Annotated in this window: 13 protein-coding genes; 7 read left to right on the top strand and 6 right to left on the bottom strand. The window is 70.5% G+C overall.

All coding sequences use genetic code 11. The features are described from left to right. Positions 1-88 precede the first annotated feature (88 nt). The 3 genes from ACFYOJ_RS27175 to ACFYOJ_RS27165 all read left to right on the top strand — a co-directional run bounded on the left by ACFYOJ_RS27175 (position 89) and on the right by ACFYOJ_RS27165 (position 5,144). Positions 89-1,027: an XRE family transcriptional regulator gene (locus ACFYOJ_RS27175; RefSeq protein ID WP_356558847.1), complete on the top strand. Its 939-nt coding sequence runs from the start codon at positions 89-91 to the stop codon at positions 1,025-1,027. Between the two features lie 401 nt (positions 1,028-1,428). Next, positions 1,429-3,684 carry a GNAT family N-acetyltransferase gene (locus ACFYOJ_RS27170; protein WP_356558843.1) on the top strand — a complete coding sequence of 752 codons (2,256 nt, stop codon included), beginning with the start codon at positions 1,429-1,431 and terminating at the stop codon, positions 3,682-3,684. A gap of 473 nt (positions 3,685-4,157) precedes the next feature. Further along, entirely contained in the window at positions 4,158-5,144 is a 987-nt protein-coding gene (locus ACFYOJ_RS27165) for an aminoglycoside phosphotransferase family protein (protein WP_356558845.1), read from the top strand. Here the strand turns inward: ACFYOJ_RS27165 and ACFYOJ_RS27160 are convergent, their stop codons facing one another. The 5 genes from ACFYOJ_RS27160 to ACFYOJ_RS27140 all read right to left on the bottom strand — a co-directional run bounded on the left by ACFYOJ_RS27160 (position 5,145) and on the right by ACFYOJ_RS27140 (position 11,227). Beyond that, positions 5,145-6,389, bottom strand: coding sequence for an ATP-grasp domain-containing protein (locus ACFYOJ_RS27160; RefSeq protein WP_356558841.1), 1,245 nt, complete (start codon positions 6,387-6,389; stop codon positions 5,145-5,147). Further along, positions 6,386-7,534: a glycine amidinotransferase gene (locus tag ACFYOJ_RS27155; protein WP_356558839.1), complete on the bottom strand. Its 1,149-nt coding sequence runs from the start codon at positions 7,532-7,534 to the stop codon at positions 6,386-6,388. The genes ACFYOJ_RS27160 and ACFYOJ_RS27155 overlap by 4 nt, the downstream gene beginning before the upstream one ends. Positions 7,535-7,573: 39 nt before the next feature. Beyond that, on the bottom strand, positions 7,574-8,560 hold the full coding sequence (locus ACFYOJ_RS27150; RefSeq protein ID WP_356558837.1) for an aspartyl/asparaginyl beta-hydroxylase domain-containing protein: 987 nt from the start codon (positions 8,558-8,560) through the stop codon (positions 7,574-7,576). 14 nt (positions 8,561-8,574) lie between these two features. Further along, complete coding sequence (locus tag ACFYOJ_RS27145; protein WP_356558835.1) at positions 8,575-9,984, bottom strand: peptide ligase PGM1-related protein; 1,410 nt, start codon at positions 9,982-9,984, stop codon at positions 8,575-8,577. Positions 9,985-10,060: 76 nt separating this feature from the next. Next, complete coding sequence (locus tag ACFYOJ_RS27140; protein WP_356558833.1) at positions 10,061-11,227, bottom strand: cytochrome P450; 1,167 nt, start codon at positions 11,225-11,227, stop codon at positions 10,061-10,063. Positions 11,228-11,638: 411 nt separating this feature from the next. Here ACFYOJ_RS27140 and ACFYOJ_RS27135 point away from each other — a divergent pair, with 411 nt between their 5' ends. From ACFYOJ_RS27135 to ACFYOJ_RS27120, 4 genes are all read left to right on the top strand, one after another. Then, positions 11,639-12,973, top strand: coding sequence for a tetratricopeptide repeat protein (locus ACFYOJ_RS27135; RefSeq protein WP_356558831.1), 1,335 nt, complete (start codon positions 11,639-11,641; stop codon positions 12,971-12,973). Between the two features lie 204 nt (positions 12,974-13,177). After that, a complete protein-coding gene (locus ACFYOJ_RS27130; protein WP_388598092.1) occupies positions 13,178-14,314 on the top strand; it encodes a hypothetical protein in 1,137 nt (378 codons plus the stop codon). A gap of 731 nt (positions 14,315-15,045) precedes the next feature. Then, the gene (locus ACFYOJ_RS27125; RefSeq protein ID WP_356559190.1) at positions 15,046-15,828 is read left to right on the top strand and encodes a protein phosphatase 2C domain-containing protein; all 783 of its coding nucleotides are present in this window, start codon (positions 15,046-15,048) and stop codon (positions 15,826-15,828) included. After that, complete coding sequence (locus ACFYOJ_RS27120) at positions 15,825-16,649, top strand: PIG-L deacetylase family protein (protein WP_356559188.1); 825 nt, start codon at positions 15,825-15,827, stop codon at positions 16,647-16,649. The genes ACFYOJ_RS27125 and ACFYOJ_RS27120 overlap by 4 nt, the downstream gene beginning before the upstream one ends. 200 nt (positions 16,650-16,849) lie before the next feature. Here ACFYOJ_RS27120 and ACFYOJ_RS27115 read toward each other — a convergent pair whose 3' ends face one another. Then, positions 16,850-17,722, bottom strand: a complete 873-nt coding sequence (locus tag ACFYOJ_RS27115) for an endonuclease/exonuclease/phosphatase family protein (RefSeq protein ID WP_356559186.1) — start codon at positions 17,720-17,722, stop codon at positions 16,850-16,852. Between the last annotated feature and the right edge of the window lie 146 nt (positions 17,723-17,868).

The following is a 17,868-nucleotide window of genomic DNA, read 5'->3' as shown; positions in this document are numbered from 1 at the left end:
GCGACGGAAGTTCCTGGCTCTCTCGGTCGCGGCTACCGCCGGCGTCTCGCTTTCGGCAGCGGGGGCAGCAGCGGCCCAGGACGTGCCGGTGGGACAGATCCTCGTCGGTCGCCTGCGTGACGCGATGCTCGGCATCGGGCAGGACAACGAACTGCCGGCCCCCGAGCAGTTACCCATCGAACTCGCCCGCGTGCATACTGACTTCCACACCTGCCACTACGCGAATCTAGTCGTCCGCCTGCCCCGCCTGATCCGTGCCGGACACGCGCTCGGCTCCGCCGACGAGGGAGATCACCTCGACCTGCTCGGACAGAGCTACCTACTCGCGACGCGCATGCTCATCAAGCTGGACGAGCAGCAGCTCGGCTGGATGGCTGCCGACCGCGCACGCCAGGTAGCCGAAGCGGCCGGACACCCTCTCGCGGTGGCGGAGGCCGCTCGGAATCTCGCCGTGCTTGCCCGACGCGCCGGCTGGGAAGAGCAGGCGCTGTCGATCGCGCTCAACGCCGCCGACGACCCGGCCCTTCGCGCGTCCCGCAGCGGCGCCGCCGAACGGGGGTTGTTGATCCAGTCAGCTGCGTACAGTGCCGCAAGAGGCGGCGACCGGGAGGGGATGCGGGAGCTGACGGACGAGGCCGCCGCCATCGCCGCCGGTCTCGGCGGCACCACTGCGCTGCGTGATCACGGCGGCGGCTTCAGCCCCGCTACCGTCCAGCTCCACCGCATCTCCGCCGAGTTCTCCACCGGCGACCCCTCTGCAGCCCTGGCCGCCGCACGTGCACTGCCGCCGCAGAGCCTGCCCAGCGTGGAACGCCGGGCGCGCTACTACACCGACGTAGCGGCCGCCCTGGCCCAACGGGGGCGTAGGGACGAATGCGTGCGCGCGCTGCTGGCGGCCGAGCACCAGGCACCCCAAGAGACGCACTCCCGTCCCGCAGTGAGGTCTCTCATCTCCGGACTCCTGCTGTCCGGCCGCACCACACCCGAACTCCGCGCCCTCGCCGCCCGCGCCGGCGCCCTTCCGTAACCGGGCCGCGGGTGCCGCTTCCGCTGGGCCGCCGATCCGTCTGCCTCACCATGTCCACCGACTGAGCCACGCTCGTTGGATCACGTGCCTAACATGTCAGAGACCATGTGAGGCGTTTCATCTGGGCTTTTTGGCGCCACCTATTGATAACGACGGTGATATGAAGCCAGCGGTCTTCGACGCATTCCGAGAGATCCAATATCCGACGCTACCGGTAACACGACCGGCGATGATCCGCTGCAGAACAGGCTCCGCAAGATCACCCCACATCATGCCCCGTTTTGCGAGCAGCCGCACGAAGGCGGCCTGACGGCGTGGAAGGTCTCCCGGGCCCCCGCCGCGTGCTCCCTCTGAGCGCCGTCTGTTCATCCCAGCCCTTCCCACCTACTCGAAGGAAGTCGATGTCGTCCACACCGGTATCCCTCACGCTCGTTGTCGGGGAGCATCCGTCTGATGCCCTGGACGAACTCGCCCCGCTGTGGAGCGAGCTTCTGCACCACCACGTGGCCTGTGCTCCTCACCTCGGCAAGTTCGGCGAGGTCCGTTCGGCGGCCGAGTCCTGGCAGATCCGGCGGGCTCAGTATCTGTCCTGGCTGGAGGAGCCCGATGCGACGGCCCTCACCGTCCGCGAGGACGGACGGCTCCTCGGCTACGCCTTCGTCCGGATCGTGGCGGCGGTCGGCTCGTGGAAGTTCGGCGAGCGTGTCGGAGTCCTGGAGACCCTGGTGGTGACCGCCGCAGCCCGGGGCCGTGGTCTGGGGAGGCATCTGCTCCAGGCGGTCGACGAGCACTGCCGGGCCCGGGGTGCCACATCCCTGCGGATCAGCGTGATCGACGGCAATGACGCCGGCTCCTTCTACGCCCACTACGGTGCTCTCCCCTTCACCAACACCCTTCTACTTCCCCTCCCCGTGCACGGCACGGTGGTGCCAGCGCCCCGGCCAGCCGCGGCGGAGGACGGCTCCGGGTCCTGGCAGGTGGTCGAGCACGTCACGGTCCCCAAGGGAGCTGCGGGCGTGCAAGAGGACGAACTCCTTATCACGGATGATCTGGTGGCCGTGATCGACGGGGCCACGGACAAGAGTGGACGGGACTACGGAGGGCTGACCGGCGGTGCGCGTGCCGCGCAGTGCGTCCGCGACACCCTCGCCCGCATGGCGCCCGGCACGACACCCTGTGAAGCGGTGGAGCAGATCACGGCTGCGCTCGCCGAGCTGCGCGAGCGGTGGAACGTCCCGGCCGAGGATCCAGTCGCTCCCAGCGCGGTCGCGGCCGTGGTGGTCCCGGCCCTCCATCTCGTCTGGCGGGTGGGCGATGTCCATGTGGCGCTGCGGCGCGCAGCCACATGGACGCGCCTGCCCGCGACGAAACGGATCGACGACGTCCTGGCCGGCAGTCGCGCCGCGTACACGCACTGCATGCTCGCCGGCGGCCGGTCCCAGGAGGAGATCGCGGAACACGACCCGGGTCGCGCGGTCATCCTGCCAATCCTGAAAGAGCAAGGACGGCTGGCCAACCGGCCGGGCCCGTACGGTTACGGCGTCTTCGACGGCACCCCCGTACCGGCCGACTTCGTGGAAATCATCCCCTTCGACAACGATGTAGAGGAGGTCGTGCTGGCCACCGACGGCTTCCTGTCGCCGGCGGCGACGCTGGCGGCCGCCGAGGCCGAGCTGCGGGAGGCCATCGTTCAGGACCCCCTGCGCGTCGGCGTGAACCCCGGCACGAAGGGAATCAGACCCGGCGCGGACAGCTTCGACGACCGGACCTACGTCCGCGTGCGCCTTGCGCCGCACCCCACCCGGGTCAGGCCCATCCCGTCGGCCGAGCCGGGCCTCGGCAACGGGCTCCTGGAGCGCCTTCACGCGCGGGCCGAACGCGCCTTCAGCGAGGGGGCCTTCTCGCGCGCCGACATACTGTACGGACACGTCCTGAACGCCCTCAGGCAGTCCGGGGCCGCCGGTACCGTCCCCTACCTGGCAGCGCTGCACGGCCACGCCCTGGTCTGTTGCGGCCAGGGACGGTGGGCCGAGGGTGAAGCCCTGCTGCGGGAGGTTCTGCGGGGGCGGGAGCAGCTCGTGGGCCCCACGGCAGCCGAGACGGTCGGAACGATGGCGCGGCTGGCTGAAGCCGTCGGCGAGCAGGGCCGCTGGGAGGAGGCCGAAACGCTGGCGCGCGAGGCCGTCGAGCGTGCCGAGTCGGGGCTGCCAGCCACGCACGAGGAGGCCTTGGCTGCGCGACTTGCCCTGTCCTGGGTGCTCCAGCGCACTGGTGCGGACACTACTGAGACAGTCCTGCGCGTGGTGACGCAGGAGTTGGCCCAGGTACTCGGGAGCCAGCATCGCACCTCCCTGGCCGCGCGGCACCTGCTGGTGCGCCTGCTGCGCGAGCAGGAGCGCTACACCGAAGCCCTCGACGTCGCCCGCGACCTGGCCGCCGCCTGCGCCGCCGCTCTGGGACCCGAGCACCCGCACACCCTGCGGGCGCAGGCGGACCTCGCCGTGCTCCTGCACCACACCGGCCAGTCGGAGGAGGCTGCCGCTCTGGCTCGCCGGACCCTCGACGACAGCACCCTGATCACCGAGCTTCTGGGCACCGACCAGCACCACCACCAGCAGATCTGCTCCGCACTCGCGGAGATCACCACCAGCGGCTGACCGCGCCCGCTCCTCTTGTCACCCCATCCACGCGGAAAGGACATTCGTGGACCTTCATTCCGCGGCCTGTCTCATCGGCGACCGCCCGCCGACGCTGGAAGAGCTGAAAGAACGGCTGCGCGCGGTGGCCACCGCGCACCCGCAGATGCGCCACCTTATGCCTGCGGTGTTCTACTGCTCGAGCCTGCGCAGGATGTGCACGATGTCGCGGCGCAGGAACGGCGCGCCCTCGGGCCCCTTGACGAAGTCCGGCCGCGGTCAGCGCCGTCTTCAGCGCCGAGCAAGGCGGCCTTGCCGTGCATGAGCGGGTCCGCGTGCACGGCGGGGGCTTCGTCGGCCAGAGCGGCTATGTGCGGGACATCGGCTGGGACGCTGACGCCTCGTGGGTGCGGTGAAGTCGAGCATCACGGCGACCGATCGGCGTAGCGTACGGTCATGACGAAGTGGGTCCGGGGCGGTGCGCAGTGAGCGGAATGGATTTCCGGCCGGTTGAGCGGAGTGCGGGGGCATTCCAGCAGTCACTGACCGCGAAGGAGATCACAGAGGTCTGCCGCCGCGCGTTCGGCGGTGACGCCTCGCCGGTGTCCGCGGTCGAGCTGGGCACGGGCTTGTACAACAGCGTCTATCGCGTGGTCCTGGCCGGGCGGGACCGTCCGGTGGTTCTTCGGGCGGCGCCGGCGGAGGAGCGGCAGTTCCGCAGCGAGCTGCACCTGATGAGGAACGAGCACGCCAGCGTGCCGTGGCTGGCTCCGATCGCGCATCTGATGCCGCAGGTGATCGCCGCGGACTGGACGGGGCAGGTGATCGGCCGGGACTGGATGATCCAGACCCACCTGGACGGTGTCCCGGCTCCGGAGCATCTGGGGTCGTATCCGCGCAGCGCGTGGCCGTTCTTCTTCCGGCAGATGGGTGCGATCACCCGTACCGTGCACGATGTGCGGGGACCGCACTTCGGTCCCGTGGCCGGCCCGGGATACGCCACGTGGAGCGAGGCCGTGATCGCGTCGCTGGAGGACATCGCCGCGGATCTGGACGATGTGGGACTGGACTCGGCGGACGTGCGCAAGGTCGCCGCCGTAGCCGGCCACGACCGGGCGGTGCTCGACGAGGTCGCCGAACCCCGCCTTCTGACCGGCGACCTGTGGACGGTGAACGCTCTGCTCGCCCGGGACGCCGAGGTGCCGACCATCAGCGGCGTGCTGGACTTCGACCGCTGCACCTTCGGGGCGCCGGAGGCGGATTGGACGATCCGCATGGCGACGGCCAAGAACGACGAGCGGACCGCGTTCTGGGAGTCCTACGGGCCGCTGGACCGGTCGGAGGCCGCAGTGTGGCGGGCGCGGATCTACGAGGCGAGGCACCTGGGCGCGATCCGGCTGGAGCGGCACCGGCTGGGGAAGGCGGACGCGGTCCGCGAGAGCTACGGGGCGATGGCCGACCTGCTCGCCGAGCTGAGCTGATCAGGTCCGTGCGGCGCGGGCCGGTGCCGGAACGACCCGGACGCGGATCTGCCGCGCGAGTAGGTCGGCCCGCTGTTCCACCTCGGCCGCGTCCGGGCCGGTGACCACGAAGGCGCCCAGCCGGTCGGCGTTGACGCCGGCGGCGTTCACCAGGCTGCCGATCGCCGCCCGCCAGCGCACGAACGGCACCCCCGGCCCCGGCTTCGGGAACCCGGTCAGGGAGGTGAGGCGTCCGGCGCACGGGGCGGTGACGAAGCGGACGGTGGCATGGCCGCGGGCCGTGGGGGCGAGCGCGGCCGGACGGCCCAGCGCGACGTCGAGCAGGGCCGCGAAGACGTCGATGCCCAGGGCGTGCTGGAGCAGGACGCCGATGTGCCCGGCGCCGAGCCGGGCGGCGATCTCGATGACCGTGCACCGGCCGTCGGGGGCGATGACGACCTCGGTGTGCGAGGCGCCGTGGCGGATGCCGACCGTACGGATCGCCGCCGCCACCTCCCGGTGCGCGGCCGTCTCGGTCGCCGGGGGCAGGCGGACGGGGAGGCTGTGCCCGGTCTCGACGCGGCGGGCGCCGCCGGTCACCGCCTTCCGCGTGACGGCGAGGTGCGTGGTGTGGGCGTCCTGGGTGACGGACTCGACGCTGTACTCGTCGCCGGCGGCGTACGCCTGGACCAGGATGCCCGCCGCGGCGGCGCCGTACCGCCCGCGCGCCATGCGGGCGGTCTCGGCGGCCGCGGCGGCTTCGGCCGGTGAGGTCACCACGGTGACCCCGGCCGAGCCCGCCCCGCTGACCGGCTTGATCACGCACGGGAAGCCGACCCCTGGGTCTGCGAGCGCGTCGGCCAGTTCGGTGTCGTCGTGGACGAGCCGGGTGCAGGGGACGCGTACGCCGGCCGCGGCGAGCACGCTCGCCATCGCCGCCTTGTCGCGGGCGGCGTACGCGAGGCGTGGGTCGTTGCCGGGAAGACCGAGTTCGGCACACACGAGCGCGGCGAGGGGGGTCAGGTACTCGTTGGCGGTGAGGACGGCGCCGACGCCGCGGCGGCGGGCGTACGCGGTGATCTCTTCCACGGCCCGGTCGGGCCGGGCGAAGTCGGTGACGACCTGCCCGGCCAGCTCCGGAGCCGGGGCCGGCCCGTCCGCCACGGTGGCGGCGTGGACCTGGTGGCCGCGGTCTGCCGCCGCGCGGGCGAGCGCGGCGGACTCCGGTCCCGCCGCGTCCAGCAGCAGCACGGCGGCGCCGGTCATGACAGGTAGTCCACGAGGCCGCCGTCCCGGCAGGTGTCCAGGGTGAAGCAGTGGAAGCCGCCGCCGAACAACCTCCTATGCCGGTGCCGGACGGGCACCACGTCGAAGCCCTCGGTCTCCAGGGCCTTGGCCAGGCCGGTGCAGTCCTCATTGACCAGCACGGTGTGCTCATCGACGGAGAGGACGTTGAGGTCGATGTACGGGCTGGTGAGGACCAGGTCGTCGTCGCCGTAGACGGGGAAGGCTCCCGCGTCGGGCTCGGGCGGCACGATGTACCGCCAGGAGCGCAGCGGTTCGGGCATCAGGTCGCGGATGCCGTCGTGCCGGGCGAGGAACACCCCCGGCTTGAGGGCGAGGACCATCGAGTCGATGTGGTTGTCCGCCATCCGCCACACCCGGTGAACGCGGTAGTCGTGGCCGAGGTGCCGCTGAAGCCAGTTCAGGCCCTGTTCGTGGTTGTGCTGGGCGACGTTGACGACGAGGTCCCGTCCCAGCCGCAGCACCTGGGCGCCGTCGAGCATCATCTCCAGACCGACGTCGTACGGGCTGGGCTGCGGGTCGGCGATCGGCTCGGTCGGGCCGCCCAGGGTGGTGGAGGCGTCGCGGGCGTAGGACAGATCGAACGAGGTGTCGGTGAGGGTGGGACGCGGCATCACCGTCCACCGGGCCCCGGCCTTCTCGTACGCGCGGAAGACGCGGTGCAGGAGCTGGGTCTCCAGGTACCGCGAGCGGATCGCCGGCGGCGTCTCGATGATCTGGTCCCCGAGGATGAGGGTGTTGTCGCGGATGTTCAGCGCGGGGGTGGGCGGCGCCTCCCAGCCCAGGCCCGCGATGCGGGCCGCGTCGGGCGGCAGCGGCAGCGGCCGGTGCACGGTGACCCCGAGGCCGGTGAGGGTCGCGGCCAGGTTCTCGACGTCCTCGTGCAGCTCCTCGGCGTAGCGCTGTTTAACGGCCCAGTTCTGCCCGCGGGTGCCGGTGCCGCTCTGGGCGAGCCGGGGATAGGCCCAGTCCGAGCGGAAGCCGCTGATGTTCTCGTGGTGGAACAGCTCGAAGGAGAGGTCACGGTCGTGGCCGAGGTAGTTCTCCGCGGACCCGACGATGATCTCCTTGAGCGGGGTGAAGTCGTCGTGGCTGTGCAGGTGCATGGCGAAGGCGGTTCCTTCCAGATGGAGAGCGGTCGAGGGTCAAGGGGTGCGGGGTTCGGCGGGCATGTGCCGGTCGGCGAGCGCGCGGCCGCGACGGACTCGCAGCAGCAGGCCGCCGTCGGGGCCGGGCGCCAGGGTGCGCTGTTCGCTCCAGCCGGAGAACCGCCACTCGCCGCCGTCGCCGGCCGGGAGAAGCGCGAAGGAGCGTCCGGCGACAGTCAGGGCCAGGCCGTCGCCGTCGCCGTCGGCGCGGTCGAGGCGGGCGGGCAGGAGGGAGCCGTCCAGCGGGGCGGCCGCGTCGAAGTCCGCGAACCCGCTGGGCAGGAGGACGTCGTACGGCAGCGCGGTGGGCCACGCGGGCGCGGCGGGCGGGGCGGGGCGGTTGAACAGGACCTCCCCGTGGGCGAACAGCTCTTGCCAGGAGGCGGGGAACCAGCTCGCGAGTTCGGCGGTGAGGAGAGCGTCGATGACGACGTGGACGCGGGTCACCGCATCGCTGGTGTTGCGGACCAGGTGCTCGCGGGAGAAGTCGCCGTACCACAGGGTGCCCGGCTGCCAGCAGTGTTCGACGTCGTCCAGGACGAGCACCGCGTCCGGTGTGGTGACGATGGGGATATGCAGGCGGGTGAGGCCGCGGTCGAGCCGGTACTTGGGATCGCAGTGCGCGGCGGAGACGGCGCCGGGCCCGAGCGCCATGAGCCTCACCGCGTTCAGCGGGGCCGGGACCTGGTCCAGGAGGTGGGCGAGGTAGGGCAGTTGCTCAAGCCAGCAAGTCGGCGCGAACGGCTGGGGGCCGGGACCGCCCGGGTCGGTGCGTTCCGCGTCGCCGCCGAGACTGCGCAGCGGCAGGACGCGCCAGTCGATCGGAGCGGGCTGGCCGACCTGCCCGCCGTAGGTGTGGGTGCGCTGCACGTTCCAGGTATGGGCGGTGACGGCCGCGAGTTCGGCGGCGAGCCGGTCCGCGTCGAGGTCGAAGGCGGGGGTGAGCTGGGCCGCCTCGGCGGCCGCCGTCGTGCTGGTGGTCATGGCGGGGCTCCCGATCAGGAGGAGAAGGACACGGCCGTATGGCCGACGTGCTCGCTGGCGTCGATGGCGCCGGCAGGCAGGGTCTGGAAGCGCTCGCCGAGCCGGGCGAACGCGTCGTCGTAACCGGTGGCGGGGTCGTAGGCGATGCAGAACACGAACTGGACCGGCGCCCCGGGGGCGAGGGGAATGGCGGGCATCGACACGATCACCCCGGTCCGGGTGGCCGGGTCGTAGGTCAGGCCCGTCTCGTCCAGCGCGGCCAGGAACGTGTCGAAGTCGGGCACGGTCCAGGTGGGCGGGACGTGGTACTCGACCACCTGACGGCGCGGGGCGGCGGCGACGTCCACGATGTGGTGGGCGATCTGCTGGTAGATGTGCAGCGACCCGGAGACCTGCGCGTTGACCTCCGTGAACACCACGGACTCATCGGGCAGCACGAGGGCGTCCGCGCTCAGGTGCCCGCGGTAGCCGAAGGCCCGGTATGCCTCGGCCAGCCGGGTGCCTCCGTCCAGTAGCGCCGCCCGCACCGGGTCGCTCACGCCGTCGAGGGGGACGACCTGGTGGCTCAGGCGCCGGCCGACGTAGAGCAGGCGGCCCATCTCGGTCGGCTCGCTGCCGGTGTCGGCGGCGTAGTGCTCGGAGTACACCGCGTCCGCGCCGGCCGCGAAGGTCTCGATGACGACCGGCCACCGGCCATCCTCGCTCGCCCACGACCAGCGCTGATCCCAGTACGCGGTGATGCCGTCCTCGCCGGGCGCCAGGTGGTGCAGGTGGCGGGCCCCGACGTGGTCCACCGCCAGCTGTGGATCGCGCACGAGGAGCTGGTTGCCGACCCCGGCACCGTTGTGGGCCTGCTTGACCACGACCGCCCCGCCGCCGGACGACTTCAGCAGTTCTCCGGTCGCGGCGATGGCCTCGGTGCGGCTGTGGCAGACGCGGCCGGGCAGGATCGGCACCCCGGCGGCCGCCGCCAGGGCCCGGAAGTTCGCCTTGTTGTTGCCGATCTCCCCGCCGCCCTGGGCGAAGAACGCGGCGCCGGGGAACCGGTCCTCGATGCCGAGGGCGGCGGCGAAACGGGCGACGGACGCGGACGGCCACAGCGCGAACACCTCGCTCACCGCACCCGGTCCGCCCGCGGCGTCGAGCGCGCCCCGCACCGCCTTGACGAAACCGGGATCGGTGAGCGCGGCCGGGTCGAGGAGCTTGTCGCCCCACGCTCCGGCGGGCGCCGCCAGGACGGCCATCTCGCTCCGCTTCACACCGGTGTGGGCCAGCACGTAGTCGAGGAACGCGTCGTCGGGCTCGCAGCACAGGACGAGCAGGTCACCGGGGCGGGCGAACCACAGCAGACGCTGGGTCCAGGCCCGCATGTCGCCGCGTGCCCGAATGGACGGGTCGATGTGATTGCCGACGAGGATGCGCACGGCGGATCTCCTGACACAGGTGGAAGAAGCGGAGACCCCGGCGGCGGACCCGAGCGCGGGCGCCGCCGAGGACGGATCAGCGGTGAAAGCGCGCGGGCAGCGTCTGATACGCCCGCATGGTCGCCGTGCGGCGCCGCACACCCTCGCCGGCGGCGACCAACCGCACCGGGTAGGAGGCGAGCGCCGCGACCAGGGCGCGCAGGCCCGCCTGGGCGACGGTCGTACCGATGCAGGAGTGCGGCCCCCACCCGTAGCCGAGGTGCGGGTTCGGTGTGCGCTCCAGCACCAGCCGGTCCGCGCCGGGGAAGGCGTCCGGATCGCGGTTGGCGGCGGCGAACAGCGCCACCACCTTCTGCCCCGCAGCGACATCGACCCCGCCGATCCGGCACGCGCGCACCGCCACGCGGGTGGTGCCCTGCACCGGCCCGTCGAAGCGCACCAGTTCGTCCACGCCGGTGGCCAGCAGCGCGGCATCGCACATCTGCTCCAGGGCCTCAGGACGGTCGAGGAGGACGGCCACCGCGTTGCCGACGGCGGCCGCCATCGTGCTGTAGCCGCCCTGGAACATGACCCTCGCGGTGTTCTTCACGTACAGCCGGGCCAGCGGATCGGCATCCGGCCCGGCCCGGCGGACGTGATCGAGCAGGCCCGGCCGGGACGAGGCGGCGAACCAGCCGTCGACCAGGTCGCTCAGCCGTTGCCGGGCGATCCGCCCCGGCTCCACGAGCGAGGGGTCCAGCCCGCCGTCCATGCTCCGCATGATGGCGTCCGAGACCTCGGCGAACTCGTCGTACGGCGGGGGCTCGACCCCGAGCAGGTCCGCGACGACGGCCACGGACAGCGGCACCGCGAGCTCCGCGACCACATCGAACTCCCTGCCCGCGGCCGCCAGTACGTCGAGCCGGCCAGCCACCAGGCGGCGGGCGCGTTCCTCAACAGTCGCGAGGTCCTGAGCCCGCAGCGCCGTCATGAACAACGAGCGCACGCGGCTCTGCTGCGGCGGGTCGAGGGTCTGCACACTCAAGGACGGCTTCGGGACCGTCCCCCCGGTGCGGCGCGGGTCACGGGCGAACAGCCCGTGATCCCGCAGCACCCGCACACAGTCGGCGTGCCGGGTCAGCACCCACGAGGTCATCCCCTCGTGCCAGAACACCGGCGTGCGTGTTCGCAGTTCGGCGAAGACCGGATAGGGATCCTCCAGCGTCGCGGCGTCCAGCGGGTCGTACACGGTTACTGATGGCATCAGCTCTCCCTCAGACAGCCGGGCAGGGTGCTTTTCGGAAGGGGCCGGGACCACCCGCTGCGGTCCCGGCCCCGCTGATCGGACTCAGTGGTCGTACGACATGGTTGGCCTCCTCTCTCACGGCTGAACAACTCGTGTCCCCGTGCTCGTAACCGCTGGCCGAACGAACGGCCACAGGACACGCTGCCGGGCAGCAGGCCGCCCGCAACGCCATGGCTGGCCCGCCCCGGTCTTCCTCCGGAAGTCGACGACCACGCTCTGTCGAGAGCCCCAGCCGCTCTTGGCCAACGACTCATTGAAGGAACCGTGTTCGAGGCGGACGATGTCAGTCAATCGTCAGGTGTGGGGCCTCGGGAGAGGGGAGGATGTAATCCTCCGTAGGCTCGTGTAGTCCAGGGACGGGATGACGGGATGACGAGGAAGCCGCACGCTCACACCATCGCGAGCCTGATCAGCATGGCTTGTCAGGAGCGCGGCTGGGGTCCCACCGACCTGGCCCGCGCCGTAGGCAGGGCCGAGGGCAGCGGACCGGGCCGCTTACAGCGCCAGTACGCTCGTAAGTGGATGACTGGCGAACGCACGCCTGAATACTGGTGGCCCTACATCGCCCAGGTCCTCGAACTCGATCCCAACGTCCACGCCATCCGTCAATCCCCCGCCTCCGCACCGATCCACGCCGATAGCGTGGCCTCAGTCATCCAGTTGGGAAGGAGTGACCTCGACGTGGACCGCCGGAGCTTCCTCACCGCGTCCAGCGGTTACGCCCTCGCCGCACTCGGCTTGCCCGACCCCGAGAGCATCACCCGCCGCGTCAAGAGCGCGCCGCCCGACGCTGTCCGCGTCGGCCGCGGCGAAGTCGAGGCCATCAAGGTCATGGTCAAAACCCTCGGCGATTCTGCCTCCGAACTCGGTGGGGGCCACGCCCGCCACCTCGCCGTGCGGTATCTCACCGAAGATGTCGAGCCTTGGCTGAACGGCAAGTACACCGAGGCCACCGGCAGAGAATTGTTCGCCGCCACTTCCCAGCTCGCCCACCTCGCCGGTTGGATGGCCCAGGACGAAGGCGACACCTCCGAACTCCAGGGCATCGCCCAGGGTTACTACGCCCACGCCTACCGCCTCGCCGATGAAGCTGGCGACCCCGAACTCGCCGGCACCGCCCTGCGTGGGCTGGCAGTCCAATGCATCGGCCTCGGCTACCGGGCAGAAGCCGTCCAGCTCAGCGAAGCCTGCGTCACCTACGGTCGGAATCTGAGCAACCCCCGCGTCGTGTCCTACTACAACGCCACACTCGCCAACGCCGCAGCCCAGGACGACGACCGGCCTCTGGCCAAACAGCATCTCACGCTCGCCGAGAAGGCCATCGGAAAGCCCCTTACCGGCCCCGGAGACTCCTGGGCCGCTCACTATTCACCGGGCCGCTGGGCCCACGAAGCCGGCATGATCTACAGCCGCCTCGGTGATCTCACTGCAGCCGAAGAACACCTTCATCTCGCCCTCGACATCCACGGCCTCGACCGCCGCCGTACCCGTGCCATCGTCCTGGCCGACCTTGGCGGCGTCCGCCTGAAGCAAGGCGACGTCGATGGCGCCATGTCCACGTGGTCAGCCTTCCTCGACTGCGCCGACGGTGTCCGCTCCGTCAAGGTCAGCACAGCCATCCACGACATGCGAGTACGCCTGCGCCGTTTCCCGAACGCGCCCCAAGCCCAAGAACTCATGAAGCGGGCCGCAGCCCTCACGTAAGCTGGTCCACACGGTGGTTCCGGGGCAGATCATGACTGAGGTCGCCAAGTTACATCACCTGGTTCAACCAGCACCGCCTCCACGGCGAACTCAACCATGTCACCCCGCCGAACACGAGGCCGCCCACCATCTCGCGGCCGAACCCCTTGCCTCCCGGACCAAGCTCGACTCCGCATATCAGCAGACTCTGCAGGGAGGGACCGCGTGCTGAACGCCACCCGAATCCTCGCCGCTGAGGGGGCCGTCACGGTCGTCAGCGAAACCAAGGAGATTACCGACTGGGCCCTGCGCTACTTCGGTGGCTGGTGGAACGCTGCCGCCGTGGACGCCTCGGCCTCGCCCGGCGGCAGCATCGGCGAGGGTGACGCCCTGCTTCTGGCCGATGTGGACAGCAAGCGCCTGGCGGGACTCGAGACCCAGGTCGGTGACTACGAGTACGACGAAGTCGACTACGCGAACGCCCGCACGCTGGTCGCCCGGCACAAGGACGGCGTGATCTGTGCTGTCCAGCCCGCCGAGCGCCTCGCCTACCACTACACCCCGGCCGCCCACCGACTCGTAGTGGTAGGCGCCCAAGCCCGGCCGGTCGCCGTTGCCGCTTCCCGCCTCGCCCGCGAACTCATCCGCGGCCAGCTACTGCGCGCCGGGTTCCATATCCTGCACGCCTCCTGCGTCGTCCGTGACGGCCGCGCGCTCCTCGCCTTCGGCCCCAAGGGCGCCGGCAAGACCACCACGGCCCTCCTGCTCGCCCGCAAGGGCTTCGAGCTCCTCGCCAACGACCGCCTCTTCATCCGACCGGACTCTGAAGGGCTGCGGATCCTGCCCTGGCCGTCGGCCTCCGCGATCGGCTTCGGCCTGCTGGGGTCGGTCGGCCTGTACGAACCGCTGCGCGCCCGCATTCTGGCCGGCGAGCAGATGCACCCCACCCAGGACCAGCGCGTCACCGACGCCCTGTACGCCGGCAGCACCAAGCCGATCTGGAACTCCAAGGGCAAGGAACTTAAGCCCCAGTTCTTTCCCGACCAGCTCTCCTCGCTCCTCGGCATGACGCTCGCCTCCCAGGCTCACGCCACCGCGCTACTCTTCCCCCGCGTCGAGAAGGACGCCGAGCCGCAGCTCGTCCCGGCGCCGCGCGCACTGAGAGAAGAGGACTTCTTCACCAGCAAGACCGAGGACCGCTACCCGGACATCTTCCGCCTCGCGCCCGATAAGGCGGCCCCGGCAACCGACTTCGCCGACCGACTCGCCCTGCTGCCTCGCCGAGCTCTGGTCCTCACCCACGACAGCAGGGCGTCCACCTGCCTCCTGACCAAGACAGCCGAGGAACTCCTCTCCCCGTAGCGGCACTGCAGAAACGCCAGCTCTTTCTCTCGAGCCGACAGCCGTGATTCGACCGCCACGCTCCTCACCGCAGCAGCCGGTGCGCCGCAAAGCATTCCCTCGCTGGAAACCTTGGCCGTCGCCGTCACCGAGCGTCGGCATGAGGCGTTCCAGTAGGACCGTCTCTGCGCGCCTTGCCCGCACTGCCGTCCAGCACCTCGAGGCGGTTGCTGCCCGGCCGGAAGGCGTGTAGCCAGAGATATACCGGACAGGGAATTCGCCCGGCCTTGCCGCAAGTAATTTCTCCTTGTCCGGCGCGACGCCGGACATCCTGCTTGGCGGCCACGGGCAAGACCCCCGCAAGCGTCACTGATTCCGTTCCGGGGGTGCCCCCTCCGCTCGCCCTGATACCTCATCCTCTCCCCCCGGAGGGTGCGAAACTCCTTGTCAAAGCCCAGATGTGACAGATTCACACATCACGTGCGTGCAGCCCCTCCGTGGGTATACCTTCGTCATGCGGCACCCCGAGACCCCACTCTCGGATTCTCGCCACTGAAGCAGCAGGGACCGCCCGGGAAATCCGGGAACTTCTCTCAGGCCACCCGCGAATCCGCCCGCAGTTTGTTTCTTCGTGCCGCCCGAAAGGCGACACGAATTCCCTTCAAAGAGAGGAAGAAAACGTGAGCGAAATGAAATTTCTCGTGTCGGAGGGGGAGCGTACCGGAGGGGGCCGGCCCTCCGAGGACCGCATCGTGAGTCTCCCCCATGCCGTCATCGTGCTCGATGGGGTGTCCACCCTCTCGGGCTCGACGCCGCTCGGCGGCTGGTACTCCGACTGCCTCGGGCTGCAGCTGGCCATCGAGCTGACAGCAGCTCCGGACCGTGACCTGCGCGAGGTCCTCGACCGAGCGATCGCCGCGGTCACCAGGCGCCGTGACCTGGTGCCGGGAGAGTCCCCCGCAGCCACCGTCGCCATGGTGCGGCTGCACGCCGGACAGGTGGATGCCCTGGTACTGGCCGACACGCCTGTCGTCGCGCTGCTGCACGACGGGAGCGTGGACGAAGTCCGCGACGACCGGCTCGCCGACCTGGTCACGCCTCAGCACCGGTATCAGGAGTACCAGGACCGGCTGCGGGCCGGCGAAGGGTTCGGCTCTGCGGACCACCGCCGGCTGCTCCAGGAACTGCGGGGCATCCAGATGGAGCACGTCAACCGGGAGGTGCCGGGCGCCTACTGGGTGGCCGAGGCAGTTCCGGAGGCGGCACGGCACGCGGTCGTGAGGTCCTGGCCGGCGGCTGACATCTCGGGGCTCCTGGTGATGACCGACGGGGTGAGCTGCGCGGTCGAGGAATACGGCCTCTACCCCTCGTGGGCTGCACTGGCCCAGGACTGTGCGGCCCGCGGGCCGCAGTCCGTCGTCGACACGGTCCACAGCCACGAGGAGACCGACTCCGACGGGCGGCGCTACCCGAGGTACAAGCCGCATGACGACAAAGCACTCGTGTGGGCCGAGATCGTCGGCGGTGCGAGGTGACGACCTACGACCCCGAAACCTGGCTGGAAACGTCCATTTTCCAGGAGCTGGTGGACAGCCAGGCCACGGTCCTGGTCCTGCACGCTCACCCGGACGACGAGGTCTACGCCACGGGAGCCGCGATCGAGTATCTGGCAGAGGAGGGCTGCCGGGTCGTGCTGCGGGTCGCCTCCAAAGGGGAAGCAGGCGAGCCCCACGCCGACACCATCGCCATAGCCCGCATGCTCCGCACCCGAAAGTTCAACCGGTCCTGCCAGGTCCTGGGCCTGGCGGACTGGGGATACATCGAGGCGGGCCGGTGGCTCGACACGGGGGGCGACCCGTCACCGGGCTCGCTGACCCGTGCCACTGTCGACGAGCTGGCCGCCGCCATCGTGCCGCACGTGGAAGCGGTCGCGCCTCAGGCCGTGCTGACCGTCGGGAGTGACGGGCTGACGGGGCATCCGGATCACATCCTGATGCACCGGGCGGTCCTTCAGGCTGTGGGGCGAACGGCACCGGTCTACGGTGCCAGCGTCCGGGCCGCTGATGTAGCAGAGGGACGGCGGCGTCTCGCGAAAGCACTGCCGAGAGTGCGTATCGGACCGGGGTGGATGCGGGGCAGCGACAGGAAAGACCTGATCACGTTCCGGGCGCCGGTGTGCGACACCGGCATGAGGAAGCGATCGGCGATGAACGTGTACCTCCCCATGGGAGGGGGCGACCGGCTGGAGGATCTGGCCCCCTTCTCTCCGAAGCCGGGGAATTCCCTGCTCCTGCGCGGCGTGCTGGACGTCACCGGGTTCGGTGTCGAGCGGTACGAACCCCCGCCGAACATCTGAGGGACTGATTGATGGCTGGTGCCGGGCCCGAGCAGTTTCCCTCGGGTTCGGCACCAGCCTGTGGTGGTGCGAGGCCGTCCTGCCTGGCCGGCGCACGAACGGGGCTTCACCGCGCGGCTGGCGGCCGGGGATGAAACTGCTCTTCTCCGAGCCGGCCCGCGCGCTTGTGCCCTGGGCCTGCACCGGTCAGCCGGTGGTTGTCACCGGTAGGTCCACACGTTGTCCGTGCTGATGGCGGTGGTCTCCAGGCGGAAGACCAGTCCGTGGTGATCGACGGCTCCCCTCGGGCTGTCGAGGACCCGGTAGTCGGACACCGCCGGAGCAAGTGCCCCGCTCACCCATGCCTGGTCGATGCGGTCATCGGTCCCCGTGGGCCGCAGCAAGTCCTCGTCCCCGGTCTGCTGGTACAGATGCCAGGCCACATCCACATAGCCGTTGTGGACCATTTTGCGTGTCACCCGCCGGTCGGGCTCCAGACCCTGGGCGGGTACCAGATCTCCGTCGGGCAGCAGTGTGCGCGAGGCGATGTTGTAGGGCCGCATGGCGGAGAAGTCCGGAGCGGGATGCTGCGATGACGCCGGCGGGTAATTGTAGTCGCCGCCCAGCACGCTGAAGGGGCCGTACTTGTAGCCGCGGGTGGCGATCAGGTTGGCCTCGCTGAGCGCGGCGTCGGCGTCGAAGGGGGTCAGGTGCACCGACGCGAATGCGAGCGGGGCCGGCAGTCCCAGGTCGAAGGTGGCAATGCCGAAGCCGTGCAGTGTCTCGCTGGCGAAGTCCGTGTTCCAGCGGACCCAGCGGCCCAGGACCTCGGGGCGGTACAGGATCGCCGTCCCCAGGCCGCTGCGTGACGGGGCGAGCGGCAGGGCGTCCAGGCCGAGATCACTCATGGCGCGGCTGAGCTGCTTGTGGCCGTACTTGTCCCATTCCGACACTTCCTGAAGCAGGACCACGTCCACCCGGTCGGCGGCTCCGTTGATCCGCTCGGCCAGCGCCGGCCAGCGGTCTTCCGGGTCGCCGTCCCCGTTCCTGATTCCTCCGGTCCCTACGTTCTGCACTACTACGGTTAACTGCATGCCGCTCCTTCCGCCCCAGATCCCGATGTGACGCAGGTCGCCAACGCGGCTTCGGGAGGCCGCGGTTCAGGGACGGGCTGGCATGTCCCCGCTCCGGCGGCCTCGCGTGCCGCTGCTCTCAGATCGTGACAGCAACGCTGGTGTCC

Source organism: Streptomyces sp. NPDC006384 (assembly GCF_042870695.1).
Taxonomy (GTDB): domain Bacteria; phylum Actinomycetota; class Actinomycetes; order Streptomycetales; family Streptomycetaceae; genus Streptomyces.
Note: the sequence above shows the minus strand (reverse complement) of the source record. Positions and strands in the feature narration are given on the sequence as shown.